This is a genomic window from Parabacteroides johnsonii DSM 18315 (genome assembly GCF_025151045.1).
Taxonomy (GTDB): Bacteria; Bacteroidota; Bacteroidia; order Bacteroidales; family Tannerellaceae; genus Parabacteroides; species Parabacteroides johnsonii.
The window spans coordinates 4606823-4626034 of the sequence record NZ_CP102285.1; the positions used below are offsets into that span (position 1 = coordinate 4606823).

Below are 19212 nucleotides of genomic sequence, written 5' to 3' on the forward strand. Positions count from 1 at the left end.
TTTATGAGCGATTCGGCGTTAGAAAAGAAGGTATAGATTATAACAGAAAACGATTATGACTTCAACTTTCTTTCAGCGCATACTCATATTAGTCCTTTTGGCCGGTTGTATGGCCGGTCTTCACGCACAAGAATATAAATACGAGATCGGAGGAATGGCAGGCGGAGCCTTTTATATGGGCGATGTCAACAAGAACGCTTTTTTCAAAGGGCTGAATCCCGCGTTCGGGGCCGTTTTTCGCTATAATCCTAATTTCAGGTGGGCGGTAAAGACCAATCTGATGTGGGGACAGGTCTCAGGCACGACGGAAGGGCAACAGAATGTTTTTCCGGATCATGCGCAAGGTTCTTTCAGCCGGAGCCTGATCGAACTGGGCGGACAGATGGAGTTCAACTTCTTTCCGTACAGTGATAAATTTGCGTATTCGAACGCAAGGCGTTTCACTCCCTATATTTTTATGGGATTGGGTGTGACGGTTGCGCCGGGCAGCGGGAAGACTTTTGCCGGTCCGAACATTCCGCTCGGTGTGGGGTTGAAATATAAGGTGAAGAACAGGATTAACCTGGGATGCGAGTTCTCGTTCCGCAAACTGTTTGGCGACGGTCTGGACGTGACGGACGACAGCAATGCGTTTCTGGATGATCCCTACCATATGAAAGGTAGTTTTTTGAAGAATAAAGATTGGTATTCTTTTTTGTTGTTTACGGTTACCTGGGATTTCGGTCCGCGATGCAGGACCTGCAACAACGCGAAGAATATAGATAATATACAGTAGTTATAGATGAAAACACTATGTCGCTGATTGAACAAATAGATAAAAATCGATTGCCGCAGCATGTGGCGATTATTATGGACGGCAACGGACGCTGGGCCAAAGCGAAGGGGAAAGACCGGAGCTACGGACATCAGGAGGGCGTTGTATCTGTCCGTAAAGTCGTGGAAGCCGCTACAACCGTAGGTTTGAAATATCTGACGATGTACACGTTTTCGACGGAAAACTGGAATCGTCCGGAGGCGGAGGTACAGGCGTTGATGAGCTTGCTGGTTGCAGCCATTCATCGCGAGACTCCTGACCTGATGAAAAATAATGTCCGTCTGATGGCGATCGGCAATCTGGACCGTTTGCCGGCAGATGCACATGCCACTTTGCAGGATTGTATCGCACAGACTTCGGCCAATACGGGTGTTACGCTCATATTGGCTTTGAGTTATTCGGCCCGTTGGGAAATAACCGAAGCTGTGAAACGTCTGGCCGGAGAGGTGGCGGAGAAGAAAATAAACCCCGACGATATAACCGAGGCTGTCGTCTCGGATCACCTGACAACCAAAGGTATTCCCGATCCGGATTTATTGATCCGTACCGGAGGAGAACAACGCGTCAGCAACTTCCTGCTTTGGCAGTTGTCGTATGCCGAATTCTTCTTTACCGATGTGTATTGGCCGGATTTTAGAGAAGAAGAGTTGTATGGAGCTATATTGTATTACCAGCAGCGTGAACGACGCTTCGGTAAGACAAGTGAGCAATTAATCTTATAAACAATAGCTGTTATATGTACAAAAGAATAGTGCTGTTTTTCATGTTTCTGGGATTGGCCTTCGGGGCTTTTGCTCAGGAAACTGACACTACCAAGGTTGAAGAGCCGGCAGAAGTGCCGGTCATTTCCTATTCGACACCTCCCAAAAAGTATAAAATTGCGGATATCAAGGTGACGGGGATTAAAAATTATGATGATTTCGTGTTAATAGGCTTTTCCGGCTTGTCGGTAGGGGATGAGATTACTATACCTGAGCCGGGCGGAGCGATTACAGATGCTGTAAAGCGTTTCTGGAAACATGGACTATTCTCGGATGTTAAGATTCTGGCAACTAAAATCGAGGGGGATCAGGTTTGGTTGGAAATCCAATTGAAACAGCGTCCGCGTATTTCGGAAGTCAACTATCATGGCATCAAGAAGGGAGAGCGTGAGGATCTGGAAGCCCGTCTGGGTTTGCGGAAAGGATACCAGGTGACTCCTAACCTGATCGACCGTGCGACTACGCTGATCAAGAAGTTCTTCGATGGCAAGGGCTTTAAGAATGTGGATGTTGAAATCCTACAGAAGGACGATATCGCACACGAAGGCGAAGTGATCGTTGATATCAATATCAACAAGAACGAAAAGACCAAAATCCACAAGATCCATTTCGAGGGAAACAGTGCGTTGACGGATCGTGACTTGAAAAAGGCGATGAAGAAGACGAACGAAAAGTTCAGCCTGTTTAACGACTGGAAGAGCAGTATCTTGGAAGCGTTCAGCACGAAGAAATTTACGACGGAAGAATATGAAAACGATAAGAAAAACATTATCGAAAAATATAACGAAAAAGGGTATCGTGATGCTGTTCTTGTGGAAGACAGTGTTGTGAATTATAACGAAAAACGGGTGGATATCTTCTTGAAAGTGGAAGAAGGTGACAAATATTACCTGAAAGATATCAACTTTGTCGGTAATACGAAATATCCGACGGAACAGCTGTTGTATATTTTAGGAATGAAACCGGGTGACGTTTATAACCAGAAGAAACTGAATGAACGATTGACGACCGACGATGATGCCGTTTCCAACTTGTATTATAACAACGGTTACATCTTCTTTGGTGCCGATCCTGTTGAAGTGGACGTCGAAAACGACTCCATCTCTTTGGAAGTCCGTATCCAGGAAGGTCCTCAGGCAACTATCAACCGAGTGATCATTAACGGTAACGACCGTCTGTATGAAGATATTGTTCGTCGTGAACTTCGTACGAAGCCGGGTATGTTGTTCAGCCGTGACGACTTGATGCGTTCAACTCGTGAAATCGCGCAGATGGGACATTTCGACCCGGAAAATTTGGTTCCGCAACCGATACCTGATCCTGATAACGGAACAGTGGATATCCAGTACAACCTCGTGTCCAAGGCAAACGACCAGATCGAGTTCTCTGCCGGTTGGGGACAGACAGGTGTGATCGGTAAGTTGAGTTTGAAGTTTACGAACTTCTCTATGAAGAACCTGCTGAACCCGAGCACCTATAAAGGTATTATTCCGCAGGGCGAAGGACAGACGCTGACACTGAGCGGCCAGACAAACGGACGCTACTATCAGGCATACAGTATTTCGTTTATGGACCCGTGGTTTGGTGGCAAACGCCCGAATACCTTGTCCGTGAGCGCTTACTTCTCCAAACAGACGGATATCAGTAGTAACTACTTGAGCAATAATAGCTATGGTTATAACCCGTATTACGGTTATGGCGGCTATCCTTATTATGGCGGTTACGGTGGCTATGGTTACGGCTATGGCTATGGTTACGGTTATGGAAATTACGGTAACTATGAATTGGCCTACGACCCAGATAAGTCGATCATGATGTTCGGACTTTCTGCCGGTTACGGTAAGCGTTTGAACTGGCCGGATGACTACTTCCAGTTTATGGCGACTCTGAACTACCAGTTGTATATGATGAAAGATTGGGATTACTTCCTGGTAAATAATGGTAACTGTCACAATATCAACTTGGAGTTGAACTTGCAGCGTAACTCTATTGACAACCCGCTGTACACACGTAAAGGTTCCCAGTTCATGTTCTCGGTTGCCGCAACTCCGCCCTGGTCATTGTGGGACGGTAAGGACTATAAGAATATGAGCGACCAGGATGAAGCGAAGTTCCGCATGATCGAGTATCATAAATGGAAATTCAAAGCGAAGATCTTCTCTCCGCTGGCTCCGTTGACTGTAAAACGTACGCCGGTGTTGATGACACGTGTCGAATACGGATTCCTGGGTTCTTACAACAAGTATAAGAAGTCGCCGTTCGAAACCTTCTATATGGGGGGTGACGGTATGAGTGGATACTCCAGTACCTATGCTACCGAAACGATCGGTTTGAGAGGTTACGAAAACGGTAGTATCGCCGGTAACGGAGGTTACAATTCGTATGGTTACGCTTACTCCCGCCTGTCGATGGAGTTGCGCTATCCGTTCTTGTTGGAGCCGTCTTCAACGATCTACGGTCTGGTATTCGTAGAAGCGGGTAATGCCTGGAGAGATTTGAAAGATTTCAATCCGTTCCAGTTGAAGCGTTCTGCCGGTGTCGGTGTCCGTATCTTCCTCCCGATGATTGGTCTGATGGGTATCGACTGGGCTTACGGTTTCGATCGTCCTGACGGAAGTTCACAGAGAGGCGGTAGTAACTTCCACTTTATTATCGGACAGGAATTTTAGGAAATTGAGAATTGAAAGTTGAAAATTAGATAGAAGAGGCAATCGGATTCGTTTCCGGTTGCCTTTTTTGTTCAGGCTTCCCTTATGAAGTTTTTCCAAGTCTGTTAAATTGTTAATTGTACCTTATTAATTTTCAATTTTCAACTCTCAATGTTCAATTCTTTTATCTTTGCAGTCAGAAGGTATAACTATAAATGACATGTGTATGAAAAAGATTATTGCCTTAAGCTGTCTGTTGTTCCTCTGCTCGTTTGCAGGGCACGCACAAAAGTTTGCATTAATAGATATGGAATATATATTGAAAAATATTCCGGCTTATGAAATGACGAATGAGCAGTTGAGCCAGGTCTCCAAAAAATGGCAGAACGAAGTGGATGCTATCCAGCAGGAAGCGCAGAACATGTACAAGACTTATCAGAGCGATCTTGTATTCCTATCTGCCGAGATGAAGTCGAAACGTGAAGAAGCGATCGTTCAGAAAGAACAGGAGGCACAGGATTTGAAACGTAAGTATTTCGGCCCCGAAGGCGAGCTGTTTAAGAAACGTGAAAGCTTGATGAAACCGATACAGGATGAGATCTACAATGCCGTGAAGGAAATCTCCGAAGACAAAGGCTATCAGATGGTCATGGACCGGGCGTCGTCAATGAATATCATTTTTGCTTCTCCGAAGATCGATATAAGCAATGAAGTCCTGATAAAGTTAGGATATTCAAAATAAATGCTTACATTTGTGCGCTTTAATGAAGCAAGTTAAGAATATGATTAATAACAAGTAATATTTTATAGGAAAATGAAGAAACTGATTATTTTTTTGTTGATGATGCTCCCGTTGGGCGTTTTTGCTCAAGAATCTAAGATTGCGATTGTAAATACGCAGGAAGTGATCCAGGCTATGCCGGAATTTGCAACGATGCAGAAACAAATGGCTGATATGGAAGCCAAATATAAAAACGAAATGCAGGTGATGCAGGACGAATACAATAAGAAGTATTCTGATTTTGTTGCTCAGCAGGATTCATTGACGGAAAATATCAAAATGAGAAGAATGCAGGAATTGCAGGATATGGAACAGCGTACACAGAACTTCATCCAGATCTCCCAGCAGGATTTCCAGAAGAAGCAGGGTGAGTTGTTCACTCCGATCCAGGACAAACTGAAGAATGCCATCAAGGCAGTCGGTGACGAAAAAGGATATACTTATATTCTGGATCCGCAGATTGTTCTTTATCAAGGTAATACTGCAGTTGACGCAACTCAGTTCGTAAAAGCTAAGTTAGGTATTAACTAATATAATTAGCAGACATAAAATGAGGGTGTGTCAAAACTGTCCTGTTCCCGCGCTTGACGCGGGATCGCATTAAAACCGACCCTATATCTGATTGATAAGGTCTGTCCTTTTGCGGCCCCGCATCAAGTGCGGGGACAAGAAGATTTTGACACACCCTCATTATCTTTTAAGGCACGGATTTCACGTATTTACACGGATAAATTTATTTTCTTTCCGTGTTTTCCGTGAAATCCGTGCTTGAATTATAAATAAACAACTTCTCCCATGTTTTCATCAGCACCAGGTCCGATTGGTATCTTCGACTCCGGTTACGGAGGGCTTACCATTTTTGATAAGATCAGAGAAGCAATGCCGGGGTATGATTATATTTATTTGGGCGATAACGCTCGTTCTCCTTATGGTACGCGCTCGTTTGAGGTCGTGTATCGTTTTACAAGGCAGGCTGTGGAGACGCTTTTCAATGAGGGATGCCAGCTTGTAATCCTGGCTTGCAATACGGCATCGGCGAAGGCATTGCGTACGATCCAGCAGCGGGACTTGCCGCAGTGGGACCCGGCTCGTAGGGTGTTGGGCGTAATCCGCCCGACGGTGGAACTGATGGATAAGATCAGCAAGAGCAAGCATGTCGGTATTTTAGGGACAACCGGCACCATCACCTCCGGTTCCTATTCATTGGAAATAAAAAAGATGTTTCCGCATATGACGGTGACGGGCGAAGCCTGCCCGATGTGGGTTCCGCTGGTCGAGAATAATGAGTTCGGTTCGCCGGGAGCGGATTATTTCGTGCGAAAGCATCTGGAACATATCTTGGCCACCGATCCAAAGATCGATACACTTGTCTTGGGTTGCACGCATTACCCGTTGCTGATCGAAAAGATCAAAGCGTTCCTCCCTGCAGGGATTACTTTATTCTCGCAGGGAGAATATGTCGCTGCGAGCCTGACCGACTACCTGCACCGCCATCCCGAAATGGATATCCGCTTGACAAAGCAGGGGAACTGTCGTTTCCTGACCACCGAATCTGCCACCAAATTCTCCGATGCTGCCTCTGTTTTCCTGAAATATCCGGTAGAGGTGGAACAGATTAGATTGGTTGAATGATTTACCAATTGGATAATGTGCCAATCATCGTTTGTGCTTTTGTGGAAGCATGACAAGGCTATCCGGTGATAGAGTGATCCCTTTCTCTTAAACGATATTCTTTCCGAACGGCGAAAGAGCCAATGCAGCCATCTTGAAATGCTGTCTGCCGAAAGGAATACCAATAATCGTGATGCACAGCAGCAACCCGAAAAACAGGTGAGTCAGGCAGATCCAGAAGCCTCCGATGAAGATCCAGATCACGTTCATGACCAGGCACAGGCAACCGCCCGAATTGCCGTTGTCCGTCACCCGGCTGCCGAAAGGCCAAAGAGCCAGCATCCCCAACTTCAATGTCTGCAACCCGAAAGGGATACCGATTATCGTAACCATCAGCAGCAAGCTGGATATCAGATATTCCACCGCGGTAAGCAATCCGCCACAGATAAGCCAGATGATATTTCCCAAAAACTTCATAGCGTCAATATTATAAGTTGTTTTTTATTCTCATGCTGTCCAATTCCGCTAATACCGTCTGTTTCACGATGGCGAAGCTGTCGCGCAGTTCCGGTTTGACCGGCAGCGAAGGCGGAGCTTCCATCTGTAGCGGATTGATCGGCTGTCCATTCTTGTATACCCGGAAATCGAGGTGAGGTCCTGTCGAAAGCCCTGTCGAGCCGACGTAGCCGATGACCTGTCCCTGTCCGACATGGCTGCCGACTTGTATGCCTTTGGCATATTTGCTCAGGTGCATGTAGGAAGTCGTATATACGGAGTTATGTTTCACTTTCAACGTATGGCCTCCTCCGCCCATATAGCCTTTGGCGATGACGGTCCCGGCTCCGATACTCTTGACTTCCGTCCCGACGGGAGCCGCGTAGTCTACTCCATGATGTGCCCGATAGCGTTTCAGGATCGGATGGAAGCGGGCGTTCGTGAAACGCGAAGTAATGCGGAAGAAATCCAACGGAGCCTTCAGGAAAGCCTTTCGGAGACTGTTCCCCTCGAGGTCGAAATATTCGAAAACGCTATCCTGGGTAAAAGGTATGGCTGTAAAATCTTTTCCCTGATGCGTGAAGACAGCTCCCTTGATGGAGGTGATATTCAGGGCTGTCGTGTCGTCTATATAGGCAACGTCATACAGCACCTGGAACGAGTCCCCTTCCTTCACGTCGAAAAAGTCGATCTGCCAGGCATATACATCCGAAATTTTGATAGCCAGCAATGGGTCCGCCCCGCTTGCCTTGATCACATTCCAAAGGGAAGAATTGATCGTCCCTTCTGTGTAATGTCGTTTGATGGTAATAGGCTTGTTGAATTCGTACGCCAGGATCGAATCACCTGTCAGGTCGATGACGGCATAATCGACAAGTGATTTGGCAAAAGCGATATAACGGATATCGGCTATGCTGTCTTGGGTTGTAAATGTATAATAATTCATACCCGCTCGGAGTTTGGTCGGGTCCAGAACATGGATGGAGGCTTTCGTAATGCTATCCGCTTTCAGGGCGGAGAAACCGAGGGCTGAAAAGATTGCGGCGGGATTATCGCCGTTTTTCATCTTATACTCCGTCACGTCCAACGAGTCGATGCAGACGCCATATTGATATACGTGTTGCAGGCTGTCCAACCATTCGCTGTCGACTCCTTCTTCTTCAGGCTGTTGTTTCGTATGTGTGCAGGAAAAGCCGGTAAGCAGTCCTGCGAGTAACAAATATAGGGCGATGCTCTTATTCATTCTCTGGCTTTTGATTTTACATTGCAACAAATATACGAAATTAATCCATAAGCATTCTTAATTTAGGGTAATCGCACTAAAATCATAAAGTGCCCATCTGCTTTTGCCACCGATACGGACGAACATATTTATTTTTGACGGATGGATTAAACCTGCTTTATTTATGAGTACTATGTGTTAAGCTATATTAAATAACAACTTCTTCGGGAACTTTTTGTCGTGATTCGGCGTCTTATCTTTACGAGTGATAATTATAAATGAAAAAGTAAAAGATGAAAAAAGCTATTTTGACACTTTTGATGATTCCTGCTTTTGTCGGGATGTTGTTTTCTTGCTCTGAAGTCAAAACAGATGCAAAGAAGTTGGAAGGTAAATGGAATATTGTGGAAGTAAAAGGAGAAAAAATACTGAAAGAAGGTTTACCCAATATGGAGTTTGATATGAAAGATAATAAAGTTCACGGTAATGCCGGATGTAATATCTTTAATTCGACTGTCGTATTGGACGACCAGGATATTTCTTCCATCACGATCAATCCCGCAGCTACTACGATGATGGCTTGTCCGGATATGGAGACCGAAGATGCGATCCTGAAAGCTATGGGAGACGTGAAAGGTGTGAAGGCAGGCCAGTCCGAAAATGAAATGCTGCTGGTCGATACCGACGGTAATGTATTGATGGTTTTGTCAAAAAACTAATTGGGCGGAAATGAAGAAGTATATATATCTTTGTCTTGCAGTGTTGAGCATCGGTATCTTTGCTTCCTGTAAAGTGAAAAAGGGTGTGGAGGCGACTTTCTCCGACTTGGATGGCAGTTGGAATATTGTTGAGTTGAACGGTAAGGCATTGAATCCTGCCGAAACGAATCAGGTCATCGAGTTTGACGTGGCGCGTCATTCCCTTTCCGGAAAAGCAGGGTGCAACCGGATGATGGGACAGGTTGAATACAGCGATGCTCACAAGAATATCATTAAATTCCCGCAGGTTGCGACAACGCGTATGGCTTGTCCGGATATGGGTGGTGAGCGTGAGTTGTTGCAGGCTTTGGACAAAGTCGTTCGCTTTGAAGCGGAAGGTGATGTGAAACCTGTCAATAAAATCGCTTTATATGGTACGGACAATACCAAATTGATGGTTATTGAAAAGAAATGACTTTCATTGTGAAATGTTTGAAAGGCGGTTCCGGTTGACGGGCCGCCTTTTTTATTTCGGCCTGCAAGGGATGATTAGGGTGAAGCAGCTGCCTTTTCCTTCCTGGGAAGCAAGGGTGATCCGCCCGTCCAGGCGTTCGGCGATAGTTTGACAGATTGATAGGCCCAGTCCGGTACCCTGTGCAAATTCGTCCGCCTTGAAGAAACGTTCGAACACTTTTTTCTGCGCCTCTTCCGACATACCTTTTCCGGTATCTTCGACGAAGATATGAGCTTCTTTCTCCTCCTTCTTATAGACATATCCTAACAGAATATGCCCTTTAGTGGTGAACTTGACGGCATTGTTGATGAAGTTCGTAATCACTTGTGTGAACCGAAAACGGTCTACGTGAATGATAAGTTCCGATTCCTGGAATTCTTTTAGGAAGCGGATATTCGAAGGCATGAGCAAGTGATGTGTCTGGTAGATCTCTTCCAATAGTTCGTTTAGGGCGCAATCGTCGAAGGTGAAGGACATCCGTCCCGACTCGATACGCGAGAGTTCCAGGATATCATTGATCAGTTTCAGCAGCAGGTTACTGTTTTTGTTAATCGTATTACGGAAAAGGTCTTTTTCTTCATCAGTCAGGTCTTTTTCGTCCTGCAACAAGTTGGTGAAACCGACTATCGCATTTAGCGGTGTGCGTATCTCATGACTCATGTTAGCGAGGAACGCCGATTTCATCTTATTGGCTTCTTCGGCTCGCTCTTTTTCTTCGATCAACCGGAGCTGTACCTGCTTTTTCCGTTCGCTTTCGCGGCGGTACATGTAAATGAGGTGAAGGATGATATAGACGACTGCTATGACGAGTAGGATTCCGCCTGCAATAATATAGTTTAGGTAACGGACTTCCAGTGGCATGTTATAGATGACGCTTCCCTGTGGCAGATCGTTCAACCGTATGTTGAAACGTTGCATCTCTTTCCAGTCGAAAGCAAATGTTTTAGGGCTTTCTACGATAGGAATGTCACTTGGAGAAGTTCCTTGCAGGATGCGGGCAGCTGTTTTGGCAACACAATCCGCCTGGATTTGTAAGGTTGTGAAATAGCCTCCGGTGATCCCTCTGTTATCGTTGAACCCGTTGTTAATGACTGTGAAGTTAGGCACATTGGCCAGGCGTCCGACAGTCAGGACATTGAAATCGAGGATGATTTGCATGCAAGCGGTATAGGGTTTATCTTCAAATACCCAAAGGAGCTGGCGGGCGGTCAGATTGGCTGTCGAGGTTGTGTATAAGGCGGAAGAGCCTTCTTTGCCAGGCTGGATTTCCGTGGAAGTCGTTTGGGGCCTTGTTTGATACAACCCTTCATAAACAGCTATTCCATGTCCTTGGATATTGTCCATCAATGTTTCAAACGCTTTTCTGCCGATGAATTCTTTCGTTTTGAAAATCAGTATTTTCGATCTTCCGTATAATTTTTCGATCAGTTGTATGTTTTTCAAATATTCAGGCTTATCCCAGTAGCCTGTGAAATTAGGATGCTGTTCCAGTAGTTTCCAGTTGGGAAAGTTGACGCCCGAAAAGACAACAGGGATCGTTTTGCCGAGTGGATGGTTGCAGGCCATTAAGGTATAGGTGGCTTGGTCGTCATTGGAAATGATGATGTCCGGTTTGAAACTTAAAGTGTCGAGGAAAGAATACATCCGGGCTTCTTCGTCTGTGGCATTATATCGTTCGCAGTCCAGATAGAATGTGTGGATGGAAGAGAATATCTGTTCTTCCTCCAGTTCTCCGTGCAGTAACTCGTCGAATTTGGAGTAGGCACTCAGGCTTTGATTGTATGACTGTATGACAAGGACATTAAACAGTTCCTTCCCTTTTCTATTGGAGGAACCCTCTGCTTCACGCGGAAAACAAAGGGCCAATATTAGCATCGTTATGTATATATGTATTTTCAAGGAAGAAACACTTATCAATTGTACCCGTACTGTTTTAAAAACCGTTCAAAGTTAACGATAATCGGGATATAATAAGTATTTCTTTCTGATTTTCTTATATTCATTTAATGCCGGTTGCCAACTTGCGCGTATTTCGTCCTCCTTTAAGCCGCGGACAATCTGGAAGCGCAACTCTTTTGTCCCGGCAAGCAGGTCGAACCATTGCGGGCGAGTGAAGAAAAAAGCCTGGTCGTTGCCGGCTTTATTGTAGAAATCGAGGAGGAATTTCAGCGTCAATCCTCCGGTAAAGGGATATTCCCTCAAGTCTGTGCCGTAGCATTCCTTGTCTTTATGCAATGGTTTCGTATCGAAGCCGGGTAGCGAGGCTGGCGTAAAGGTGAAATCTCCGTATCTGGGATCGGGTGCTCCTAATATTTGGAACGGATAGTAGGTTCCGCGGCCGACACTGATATTGGTCCCTTCGAAGAAACAGAGCGAAGGATAAAGGCGGATCGACTGGTCGTTCGGCAGGTTGGGAGAGGGCTTTACCGGTAACCAGTACGGATCGCCGTGACGCCAGTTTTCCATCTTGACGATATGTAGTTTACAGGTGTCGGGCGTGCTTTTTAGCCAACCTTCCTTGTTGATCATCCAAGCCAGTTCGCCAACCGTCAGACCGTGCAGTATGGGCAACGGATCTACACCGACAAACGATTCGAATCCTTTCTGGCGGATGGGGCCGTCAATGAAGTCGTTCGGGTTGGGACGGTCCAGGACGATAAACTCGACACCGCTTCCGGCACAGGCTTCCATCACGTAGTGCATGGTGCTGATGTAGGTATAGAAACGGGCTCCGACATCCTGAATGTCGAATACGACCACGTCCAGACCAGCCAACTGCTCGGCTGTCGGCTTCTTGTTCTTTCCGTATAGGGATATGATGGGGACTCCTGTTTTTACGTCACGGCTGTCTTTGATCTCGGCACCAGCATCGGCCGTCCCTCGGAAACCGTGTTCAGGAGCGAACACTTTTTTTACGTCGACGCCCTCTTCTAGCAAGGCGTCCAGCAAATGCTTCTGCTGCTTTTCGAGGATGGAGGTTTGGTTCACAACTAATCCGACCCGTTTGTCTTTCAACAGACGGGTAACGACGTCCATACGTTCGGCCCCTAATTTTAGAGGTTCTTTCTGTGGAGTGACGGCCTGGATTTCGGACATCAAGAACAGGCTTAACAGCCAGAAGACACACCTGATAACTGTTCTCATAGACTCATTCCTTACTATTTGTTTCTGCAAAAGTAACGATTCTTTTTGTTTATTGCGTATCTTTGCCTCTCAATAAAGCGATTGAATGTTATGAACCCTTTAGATATTATTGCCAAATATTACCCGGCAAGCTCGGATGTGTATCGGATTTTGGTTATGCATAGTAGAAGTGTGGCAGATAAAGCTTTGGCTATAGCCCGGATGCATCCGGAAATGAATCTTGACCTTACCTTTATAGAAGAAGCAGCCATGCTGCACGATATCGGTATTTTCCGTTGTAATGCTCCTGATATCGATTGTCATGGGGAGGCGGAATATATTTGCCACGGTTATCTGGGGGCCGAACTGATGCGGGCGGAAGGTTATCCGCGCCATGCCCGTGTGTGCGAACGGCATACCGGAACGGGTATCACGCTGGCAATGATCGAAGAACGTAATCTGCCTCTTCCACACCGGGACTTTATGCCGGAAACCTTGGAAGAACAACTGGTTTGTTTCGCCGATAAGTTCTACAGCAAAACGAAGCTGGACAAAGAAAAATCTGTCGAAAAGGTAAAACAAGGTCTCTCCAAGTATGGGAATGAAACTGTCGAACGGTTTGATAACTGGTGTAAACTCTTTTTAGGGGAATAAAAAGGGATTGGCTCGCTAAATTGTTATACATTTGCCCGCTGTAACACACTGCAAATAACGACGGAATGTTTTTGAAATACAAATGCCTGATTATTTTGTTGCTTTTCCTCACCGGAAACATGATGACTGAGGCGCAGGAACTTATTGCCCCGACCGATACCGTGACGGCCGTTGTGGGCGATACGGTCGTACCCGCCGGACAGGATAGTGTGCTTGCGTTGGACAGCGTACCGAAGAAGCAGACAGGGTTGGACGCTCCGGTTTCCTACCAGGCGAAAGACTCCATCATCATGACGGGGGCGAACTGGGCTTATTTGTTCGGGGAAAGCGATGTGAAATATCAACAGATCGAACTTCAGTCCGAGAAAATCGAGATGAATATGGACAGTAGCCTGGTGTATGCCACTTTCGGTCTCGACTCGATCGGGGAGGAATTCGGCTATCCTCTTTTCAAAGATGGTGACCAACAGTATGAATCCAAGACGATGCGCTATAATTTCGGTACGAAAAAAGGATACATTACGGATGTGATCACGCAACAAGGCGAAGGCTATGTGACAGCTGGGCGTACCAAAAAGATGGACAACGATGTCTTGAATATGGTGGGTGGACGGTATACGACTTGTGACGAGCACGATCACCCCCACTTCTATATCCAGATGACAAAGGCGAAAGTCCGTCCGAAAAAGAATATCGTGACGGGGCCCGTCTATATGGTGTTTGAGGATGTTCCGCTTTATCCGATCGGCCTGCCTTTCTGTTTCTTTCCGTTTTCGAGTTCTTACTCTTCGGGTATTATCATGCCTACTTTCGGAGATGAAAGTTCGCGTGGTTTCTATCTGCGTGACGGAGGGTATTATTTTGCGTTGAGCGATTATATGGACCTGGCTCTGACCGGTGAAATCTATACGAAAGGTTCCTGGGGACTGTCGGCTCGTTCTTCTTATCGGAAACGGTATAAGTTTTCGGGTAGTTTCAATGCCTCCTATCTGGTTACCCGTTTAGGGGACAAGGGGCTTCCCGATTATAGCTTGTCTAAGGACTTCAAGCTGAACTGGACGCATTCGCAGGATCCGAAAGCCAATCCATACCGGACTTTCTCGGCGAGTGTGAACTTTGCGACCAGTAGTTACGACCGTAACAACCTGAACAGTTTCTATCCGGGTTCGCAGGGATTTGCGGATGCGAACCAGAATACCAAAGGGTCCAGTATCAGTATAACGCAGCGTTTTCCGAATAATCCTTTCAGCCTTTCGGCTACCATGAATGTGAATCAGCGTTCGAAAGACTCGACGATCTCGTTGACGTTGCCTGATATTACGATTACGATGAGCCGTATCTTCCCGTTCAAGCGAAAAAATGCGGTCGGCAAAGAGCGCTGGTATGAGAAAATTTCCATGAGCTACAACGGCTACCTGCGTAATAGTATCGATACGAAAGAAGACAAATTGTTCAAGTCGAGCTTGGTGAAGGATTGGCGGAATGCCATGCAGCACCAGATTCCGGTGAGTGCGACTTTCTCTTTGTTCAAGTACCTGAATATCTCGCCATCGTTCAACTATACCGAACGTTGGTATACCAATAAGGTGGAAAAAGCATACGATATGCAGAAGAAGCAGGTGGTTGCACGTGATACGACGTATGGTTTTTACCGCGTATTCGATTACAGCACGTCTGTTTCGGCTTCCACTACGCTATATGGTTTTTATAAACCGTTGCCGTTTTTGGGTGACAAGATCAAGATGATCCGTCACCGTTTCGAACCTTCGGTGACCTTGAGCTATACGCCTGATTTCGGAGCTTCCAAATATGGTTTCTGGAAAGATCTTATGTATGAAGATCAATATGGACAGACGCAGTATACTTCTTACTCGCCGTTTGAAAACGGTATGTTCGGGACGGCCCCTAACGGGAAGTCGGGGAGCTTGAGCTTCCAGTTGGATAACAACCTTGAAATGAAGATCAAGTCGGATCGCGATTCGACGGGAGAACGCAAGATCAGCCTGATCGATAAGTTGTCATTAGGGATGAGCTATAATATGGCGGCCGATTCGTTCAAGTGGAGTGACTTGAGTGTCGGCTTGCGTCTCAAGTTTTCGAAGAGCTATACTTTGAACCTGAACGGTACGTTTGATACCTATACTTATGGCTATGATGAAGCGACGAAGACCGTTCGCCGTTTGGATATTCCTCGCTGGCAGGCAGGTAAAGGATTAGGACGTTTGCGCCAGACCGGTACGAGTTTCTCTTATACCTTTAATAATGATACGTTCGGCAAATTGTTCGGCAAGAAAGATAATAGCGACGATTCCAACAATCCTCCGACAGACCCCAATGCATCGAACGATCCGGAATTCGAACAAATCTCTTCGGGGGAAGAAGGGGACCAGCAGGGTAAAATGGAAGGCGGTCGCTTGCGTGGCGCCAAGAAAGATACGGGTGAGTTCGATTCGTATGGCTATATGGTCAATAAGGTGCCCTGGAGCCTTTCATTCAGCTATAGCATGCAATTGCGTTATGGAGACTTTGATCCGAGCAAGCTCGAATATAAGTATAAACTTACACATGCATTGAGCTTTAACGGTAATATCCAGCCGACGAAGAACTGGCGTTTTAATTTTAGTGCCACTTATGACTTCGATACGCATAAGATATCATATATGACTTGTAATATAACCCGCGACCTGCATTGTTGGCAAATGAGCGCCAGCTTTGTGCCGGTGGGGCCTTATAAGTCTTATACCTTCAATATCGCAGTAAGTTCGTCTTTGCTGAAAGACCTGAAATGGCGCCAGAGCAGCAACTATCGTGACGGACAGAAATGGGATTGATTCAATTGACAATTGATAATTGACAATTGGGGAAGCTACCATTCTATAGGAGTCTGTCCGGTCGCGATCAGATAATCGTTTGCTTTACTGAAATGCTTATTCCCAAAGAATCCGCGATAAGCGGAGAGGGGAGATGGGTGAGCCGATTTCAATATCAGGTTGCGGGAGGCATCTATGAAAGCTCCCTTCCGTTGTGCATACGAACCCCACAGGATGTAAACGATATGGCTTCGCTCTTCTGTCAGGCGGTGGATCACGGCATCCGTGAATTCTTCCCAACCTTTATTCTGGTGTGAGCCGGCTTGGTGTGCACGAACCGTCAGGGTTGCATTGAGAAGCAAGACGCCCTGGTCTGCCCAACGGAGCAGATTGCCGGTTTGCGGTACGGGTTTGCCTAAATCGCTTTCGATTTCTTTGAAGATGTTGACGAGTGACGGAGGAAAGGGTGTCCCGTCCTGGACGGAGAAACAAAGTCCGTGTGCCTGTCCGGGTTCGTGATAGGGATCTTGTCCGAGAATGACTACTTTGACCTTGTCGAACGGACAATGTTCGAACGCACTGAAGATATAGGGACCGGGGGGATAGATGGTTCTTTGGCGGTATTCTTCTTTAACAAATGTGATCAACTGGCTGAAATAATTCTTTTCAAACTCTGAACTTAATCGTTCTTTCCAGCTCTGTTCTATCTTGACGTCCATAATGGTAATTGAAAATTGAAAATTAGAAATTGAAAATTATCTTTGTCACGCGAATATCAGAAATAATTATCAATAATCCATCCTTAATTTTCAATTTTCAATTTTTAATTGTCGATTAGATCAAATACATGCCGGCAGCACGGGCTTCACGACGCATTTCTTCCGGCCATATGCTTGCCTGAATTTCACCGATATGGGCTTTGCGGAGGTAAAACATACACAAGCGGCTCTGTCCGATACCACCCCCGATACTTAGTGGCAGTTCGCCGTTCAGCAGACGTTTGTGGAAATATAGTTCTTTCTTTTCTTCCGCGTTGCAAATTTCCAGTTGGCGGAGCAAGGCTTCCTTATCCACGCGAATACCCATGGAGGATAGTTCGAGCGAACGGTTCAGCACTTCGTCCCAGACGAGTAGGTCGCCATTCAATCCGATTTGTCCGTTTTCCGCAACTGTCGACCAGTCGTCGTAGTCCGGAGCGCGTCCGTCGTGTTTCTCTCCGTTGCTTAACTTGCAGCCGATACCGATGATGAAAACGGCTCCATATTCTTTCGTAATCGCATCTTCCCGTTCTTTCGGTGTGAAGGTCGGGTATTTTTGCAGTAAATCTTCGGAGTGTATGAAATGGATTTGCTGGGGTAATGTCGGACGGATTTCAGGGAACATCTCATAGACCAGATATTCGGTACGCACCAAGGCTGCATAGATGCGGCGTACGATTTCTTTCAGAAAGTCCACATTCCGTTCTTCAGCTCCCATGACGCGTTCCCAGTCCCATTGGTCGACATATAAAGAATGGAGGTTTCCCAACTCTTCGTCAGAGCGGATAGCGTTCATGTCGGTATAGATACCGTAACCTTTTTCGATTTGATAGTCGGCGAGAGTAAGGCGTTTCCATTTGGCAAGCGAATGGACGATTTCTGCTTTGGCGTCGTCCAAATCCTTGATCGGAAACGTGACAGCGCGTTCCGTACCGTTCAGGTCATCATTGATACCCATCCCTTTTAAGACGAACAACGGAGCTGTGACACGCCGCAACCGTAATTCGGAAGACAGGTTTTGCTGGAAAAAGTCTTTGATCTTTTTGATACCCATCTCGGTCTGCGATAAGTTCAATAAAGCCTTATATCCTGCTGGTTTAATTAAGTAACTCATATACTTGTTGTGCTTTATGTTTGTGAATAATGTGTGGCAAAGATACTAATTAATGGCAAAATAGCAATTGTGTGCCTTCTTTTATTTGCAAAATGGAAGTGATTGTCGTTAGGAGGCTTGCAAAATATCAAAAGTAATCTTTTTTTGCCCGTTCATTTGTTTTCCTGCAAGATTATATATACTTTTGCGCTGTCTTTGGCTGGGTAGCTTAGCTGAATAGAGCGTCAGATTCCGGTTCTGAAGGTCGTGGGTTTGAATCCCACCCTGGTCACAAAAGGATTTCCAAGTGTTGGAAGTCCTTTTTTTATGGGTTTGTGTGTAAACTTTTCTTTTTTATTTATGTTTTATAAATGAATAACTAATTTAAGAAAGAACAAAGATTATGTCAGTGGTTTATAAATTTCTTTTTCCTTCCAAGCCGGAAGGAAATGCGTTTTCCCTTTTTTTGTTGGCGTTGCGTATCCTTTTCGGAGTATTGCTGCTTTCGCATGGTATCCAGAAATGGACGAATTTTAGTGCTATGTCGGGATCTTTCCCAGATCCGTTGGGCGTAGGAAGTACGTTGTCGTTGGGACTGGCTATTTTTGGTGAGGTGTTTTGCTCTGTGGGTTTTATATTCGGTGCGTTTTATCGCCTGGCTATGATCCCGATGGTCTTTACGATGGGAATGGCCTTTTTTGTGATACACGGGAATGATCCGTTTGCAGCGAAGGAACTAGCCTTTATTTATCTGGTGGTGTTTGTGCTGATGTATATAACGGGACCTGGTAAATTTTCTATCGATCATGTCATATCCTCTGCATTATCGAAAAAGAAACGGTGAGATTTCTGTTGAAAGAATCATGAAGTGTATGTGGTAGAAACAAAAAAAGGCGGGGATTATTATTCCTGCCTTTTTTTGTTGTGTTAGCCTTCTCTTAAAAAGTAGTGGGAGAATAAGGTGTTTTTGTGTTGGTTGGGAAAATAAAAAAAGCAACCATGCTAATCATGATTGCTATTAAAAGAGGTGGGCGTTGACGGATTCGAACCGCCGACCCTCTGCTTGTAAGGCAGATGCTCTGAACCAGCTGAGCTAAACGCCCGAATATGAAATCATTTTGGTAATGAGTGGGCGTTGACGGATTCGAACCGCCGACCCTCTGCTTGTAAGGCAGATGCTCTGAACCAGCTGAGCTAAACGCCCAAAGTGAAATCAATTCGTTATGAAAG

The 19212-nt window shown here is 45.7% G+C and carries 17 protein-coding genes and 3 tRNA genes; 12 read left to right on the forward strand and 8 right to left on the reverse strand.

The window, feature by feature from the left end; all coding sequences use genetic code 11:
- Window positions 1-55 precede the first annotated feature (55 nt).
- From porG to murI, 6 genes are all read left to right on the forward strand, one after another.
- A complete protein-coding gene (gene porG / locus NQ564_RS18670; protein WP_008152620.1) occupies window positions 56-775 on the forward strand; it encodes a type IX secretion system protein PorG in 720 nt (239 codons plus the stop codon).
- A 17-nt stretch (window positions 776-792) separates the two neighbouring features.
- Window positions 793-1536, forward strand: a complete 744-nt coding sequence (locus NQ564_RS18675) for an isoprenyl transferase (protein WP_008152618.1) — start codon at window positions 793-795, stop codon at window positions 1534-1536.
- Window positions 1537-1550: 14 nt separating this feature from the next.
- Window positions 1551-4244 (forward strand): outer membrane protein assembly factor BamA, encoded by a 2694-nt coding sequence (gene bamA / locus NQ564_RS18680; RefSeq protein ID WP_008152616.1) that lies wholly within the window; start codon window positions 1551-1553, stop codon window positions 4242-4244.
- A gap of 205 nt (window positions 4245-4449) precedes the next feature.
- Window positions 4450-4965: an OmpH family outer membrane protein gene (locus tag NQ564_RS18685; RefSeq protein WP_005637338.1), complete on the forward strand. Its 516-nt coding sequence runs from the start codon at window positions 4450-4452 to the stop codon at window positions 4963-4965.
- A 72-nt stretch (window positions 4966-5037) separates the two neighbouring features.
- Entirely contained in the window at window positions 5038-5535 is a 498-nt protein-coding gene (locus tag NQ564_RS18690; RefSeq protein WP_005637336.1) for an OmpH family outer membrane protein, read from the forward strand.
- 264 nt (window positions 5536-5799) lie between these two features.
- Entirely contained in the window at window positions 5800-6636 is an 837-nt protein-coding gene (gene murI, locus NQ564_RS18695) for a glutamate racemase (RefSeq protein WP_008152611.1), read from the forward strand.
- A gap of 87 nt (window positions 6637-6723) precedes the next feature.
- Here the strand turns inward: murI and NQ564_RS18700 are convergent, their stop codons facing one another.
- Both NQ564_RS18700 and NQ564_RS18705 read right to left on the reverse strand, forming a co-directional pair.
- Window positions 6724-7092, reverse strand: a complete 369-nt coding sequence (locus NQ564_RS18700; protein ID WP_008152610.1) for a YccF domain-containing protein — start codon at window positions 7090-7092, stop codon at window positions 6724-6726.
- A gap of 10 nt (window positions 7093-7102) precedes the next feature.
- Window positions 7103-8353 carry a M23 family metallopeptidase gene (locus NQ564_RS18705; RefSeq protein ID WP_008152609.1) on the reverse strand — a complete coding sequence of 417 codons (1251 nt, stop codon included), beginning with the start codon at window positions 8351-8353 and terminating at the stop codon, window positions 7103-7105.
- Between the two features lie 272 nt (window positions 8354-8625).
- On the opposite strand from NQ564_RS18705, the gene NQ564_RS18710 reads away from it, so the two are divergent.
- Both NQ564_RS18710 and NQ564_RS18715 read left to right on the forward strand, forming a co-directional pair.
- Entirely contained in the window at window positions 8626-9051 is a 426-nt protein-coding gene (locus NQ564_RS18710) for an META domain-containing protein (RefSeq protein ID WP_008152607.1), read from the forward strand.
- Window positions 9052-9061: 10 nt separating this feature from the next.
- Entirely contained in the window at window positions 9062-9505 is a 444-nt protein-coding gene (locus NQ564_RS18715) for an META domain-containing protein (RefSeq protein WP_008152605.1), read from the forward strand.
- A gap of 51 nt (window positions 9506-9556) precedes the next feature.
- Here NQ564_RS18715 and NQ564_RS18720 read toward each other — a convergent pair whose 3' ends face one another.
- Window positions 9557-11419, reverse strand: a complete 1863-nt coding sequence (locus NQ564_RS18720; protein ID WP_008152604.1) for a sensor histidine kinase — start codon at window positions 11417-11419, stop codon at window positions 9557-9559.
- Window positions 11420-11494: 75 nt separating this feature from the next.
- Window positions 11495-12688, reverse strand: coding sequence for an exo-beta-N-acetylmuramidase NamZ family protein (locus NQ564_RS18725; protein WP_039848352.1), 1194 nt, complete (start codon window positions 12686-12688; stop codon window positions 11495-11497).
- Window positions 12689-12778: 90 nt separating this feature from the next.
- On the opposite strand from NQ564_RS18725, the gene NQ564_RS18730 reads away from it, so the two are divergent.
- On the forward strand, window positions 12779-13321 hold the full coding sequence (locus tag NQ564_RS18730) for an HDIG domain-containing metalloprotein (protein WP_008152600.1): 543 nt from the start codon (window positions 12779-12781) through the stop codon (window positions 13319-13321).
- A gap of 65 nt (window positions 13322-13386) precedes the next feature.
- The gene (locus NQ564_RS18735) at window positions 13387-16152 is read left to right on the forward strand and encodes a putative LPS assembly protein LptD (protein ID WP_008152599.1); all 2766 of its coding nucleotides are present in this window, start codon (window positions 13387-13389) and stop codon (window positions 16150-16152) included.
- A gap of 35 nt (window positions 16153-16187) precedes the next feature.
- Here NQ564_RS18735 and ung read toward each other — a convergent pair whose 3' ends face one another.
- A complete protein-coding gene (gene ung / locus NQ564_RS18740; RefSeq protein WP_008152597.1) occupies window positions 16188-16850 on the reverse strand; it encodes a uracil-DNA glycosylase in 663 nt (220 codons plus the stop codon).
- Between the two features lie 115 nt (window positions 16851-16965).
- Window positions 16966-18003: an aspartate--ammonia ligase gene (gene asnA, locus NQ564_RS18745; protein WP_008152595.1), complete on the reverse strand. Its 1038-nt coding sequence runs from the start codon at window positions 18001-18003 to the stop codon at window positions 16966-16968.
- Window positions 18004-18200: 197 nt separating this feature from the next.
- On the opposite strand from asnA, the gene NQ564_RS18750 reads away from it, so the two are divergent.
- Both NQ564_RS18750 and NQ564_RS18755 read left to right on the forward strand, forming a co-directional pair.
- A tRNA-Arg gene (locus tag NQ564_RS18750) sits at window positions 18201-18274 on the forward strand.
- A gap of 111 nt (window positions 18275-18385) precedes the next feature.
- On the forward strand, window positions 18386-18826 hold the full coding sequence (locus tag NQ564_RS18755) for a DoxX family protein (RefSeq protein ID WP_008152593.1): 441 nt from the start codon (window positions 18386-18388) through the stop codon (window positions 18824-18826).
- Window positions 18827-19010: 184 nt separating this feature from the next.
- Here the strand turns inward: NQ564_RS18755 and NQ564_RS18760 are convergent.
- A tRNA-Val gene (locus NQ564_RS18760) sits at window positions 19011-19085 on the reverse strand.
- Window positions 19086-19111: 26 nt separating this feature from the next.
- Window positions 19112-19186: transfer RNA gene (locus NQ564_RS18765), tRNA-Val, on the reverse strand.
- Between the last annotated feature and the right edge of the window lie 26 nt (window positions 19187-19212).

Excerpts from the sequence above, each read along its gene's own strand:
- porG (WP_008152620.1), top strand. The coding sequence starts at position 56 with ATGACTTCAACTTTCTTTCAGCGCATACTCATATTAGTCCTTTTGGCC.
- NQ564_RS18675 (WP_008152618.1), top strand. The coding sequence starts at position 793 with ATGTCGCTGATTGAACAAATAGATAAAAATCGATTGCCGCAGCATGTG.
- bamA (WP_008152616.1), top strand. The coding sequence starts at position 1,551 with ATGTACAAAAGAATAGTGCTGTTTTTCATGTTTCTGGGATTGGCCTTC.
- NQ564_RS18685 (WP_005637338.1), top strand. The coding sequence starts at position 4,450 with ATGAAAAAGATTATTGCCTTAAGCTGTCTGTTGTTCCTCTGCTCGTTT.
- NQ564_RS18690 (WP_005637336.1), top strand. The coding sequence starts at position 5,038 with ATGAAGAAACTGATTATTTTTTTGTTGATGATGCTCCCGTTGGGCGTT.
- murI (WP_008152611.1), top strand. The coding sequence starts at position 5,800 with ATGTTTTCATCAGCACCAGGTCCGATTGGTATCTTCGACTCCGGTTAC.
- NQ564_RS18700 (WP_008152610.1), bottom strand. The coding sequence starts at position 7,092 with ATGAAGTTTTTGGGAAATATCATCTGGCTTATCTGTGGCGGATTGCTT.
- NQ564_RS18705 (WP_008152609.1), bottom strand. The coding sequence starts at position 8,353 with ATGAATAAGAGCATCGCCCTATATTTGTTACTCGCAGGACTGCTTACC.
- NQ564_RS18710 (WP_008152607.1), top strand. The coding sequence starts at position 8,626 with ATGAAAAAAGCTATTTTGACACTTTTGATGATTCCTGCTTTTGTCGGG.
- NQ564_RS18715 (WP_008152605.1), top strand. The coding sequence starts at position 9,062 with ATGAAGAAGTATATATATCTTTGTCTTGCAGTGTTGAGCATCGGTATC.
- NQ564_RS18720 (WP_008152604.1), bottom strand. The coding sequence starts at position 11,419 with ATGCTAATATTGGCCCTTTGTTTTCCGCGTGAAGCAGAGGGTTCCTCC.
- NQ564_RS18725 (WP_039848352.1), bottom strand. The coding sequence starts at position 12,688 with ATGAGAACAGTTATCAGGTGTGTCTTCTGGCTGTTAAGCCTGTTCTTG.
- NQ564_RS18730 (WP_008152600.1), top strand. The coding sequence starts at position 12,779 with ATGAACCCTTTAGATATTATTGCCAAATATTACCCGGCAAGCTCGGAT.
- NQ564_RS18735 (WP_008152599.1), top strand. The coding sequence starts at position 13,387 with ATGTTTTTGAAATACAAATGCCTGATTATTTTGTTGCTTTTCCTCACC.
- ung (WP_008152597.1), bottom strand. The coding sequence starts at position 16,850 with ATGGACGTCAAGATAGAACAGAGCTGGAAAGAACGATTAAGTTCAGAG.
- asnA (WP_008152595.1), bottom strand. The coding sequence starts at position 18,003 with ATGAGTTACTTAATTAAACCAGCAGGATATAAGGCTTTATTGAACTTA.
- NQ564_RS18755 (WP_008152593.1), top strand. The coding sequence starts at position 18,386 with ATGTCAGTGGTTTATAAATTTCTTTTTCCTTCCAAGCCGGAAGGAAAT.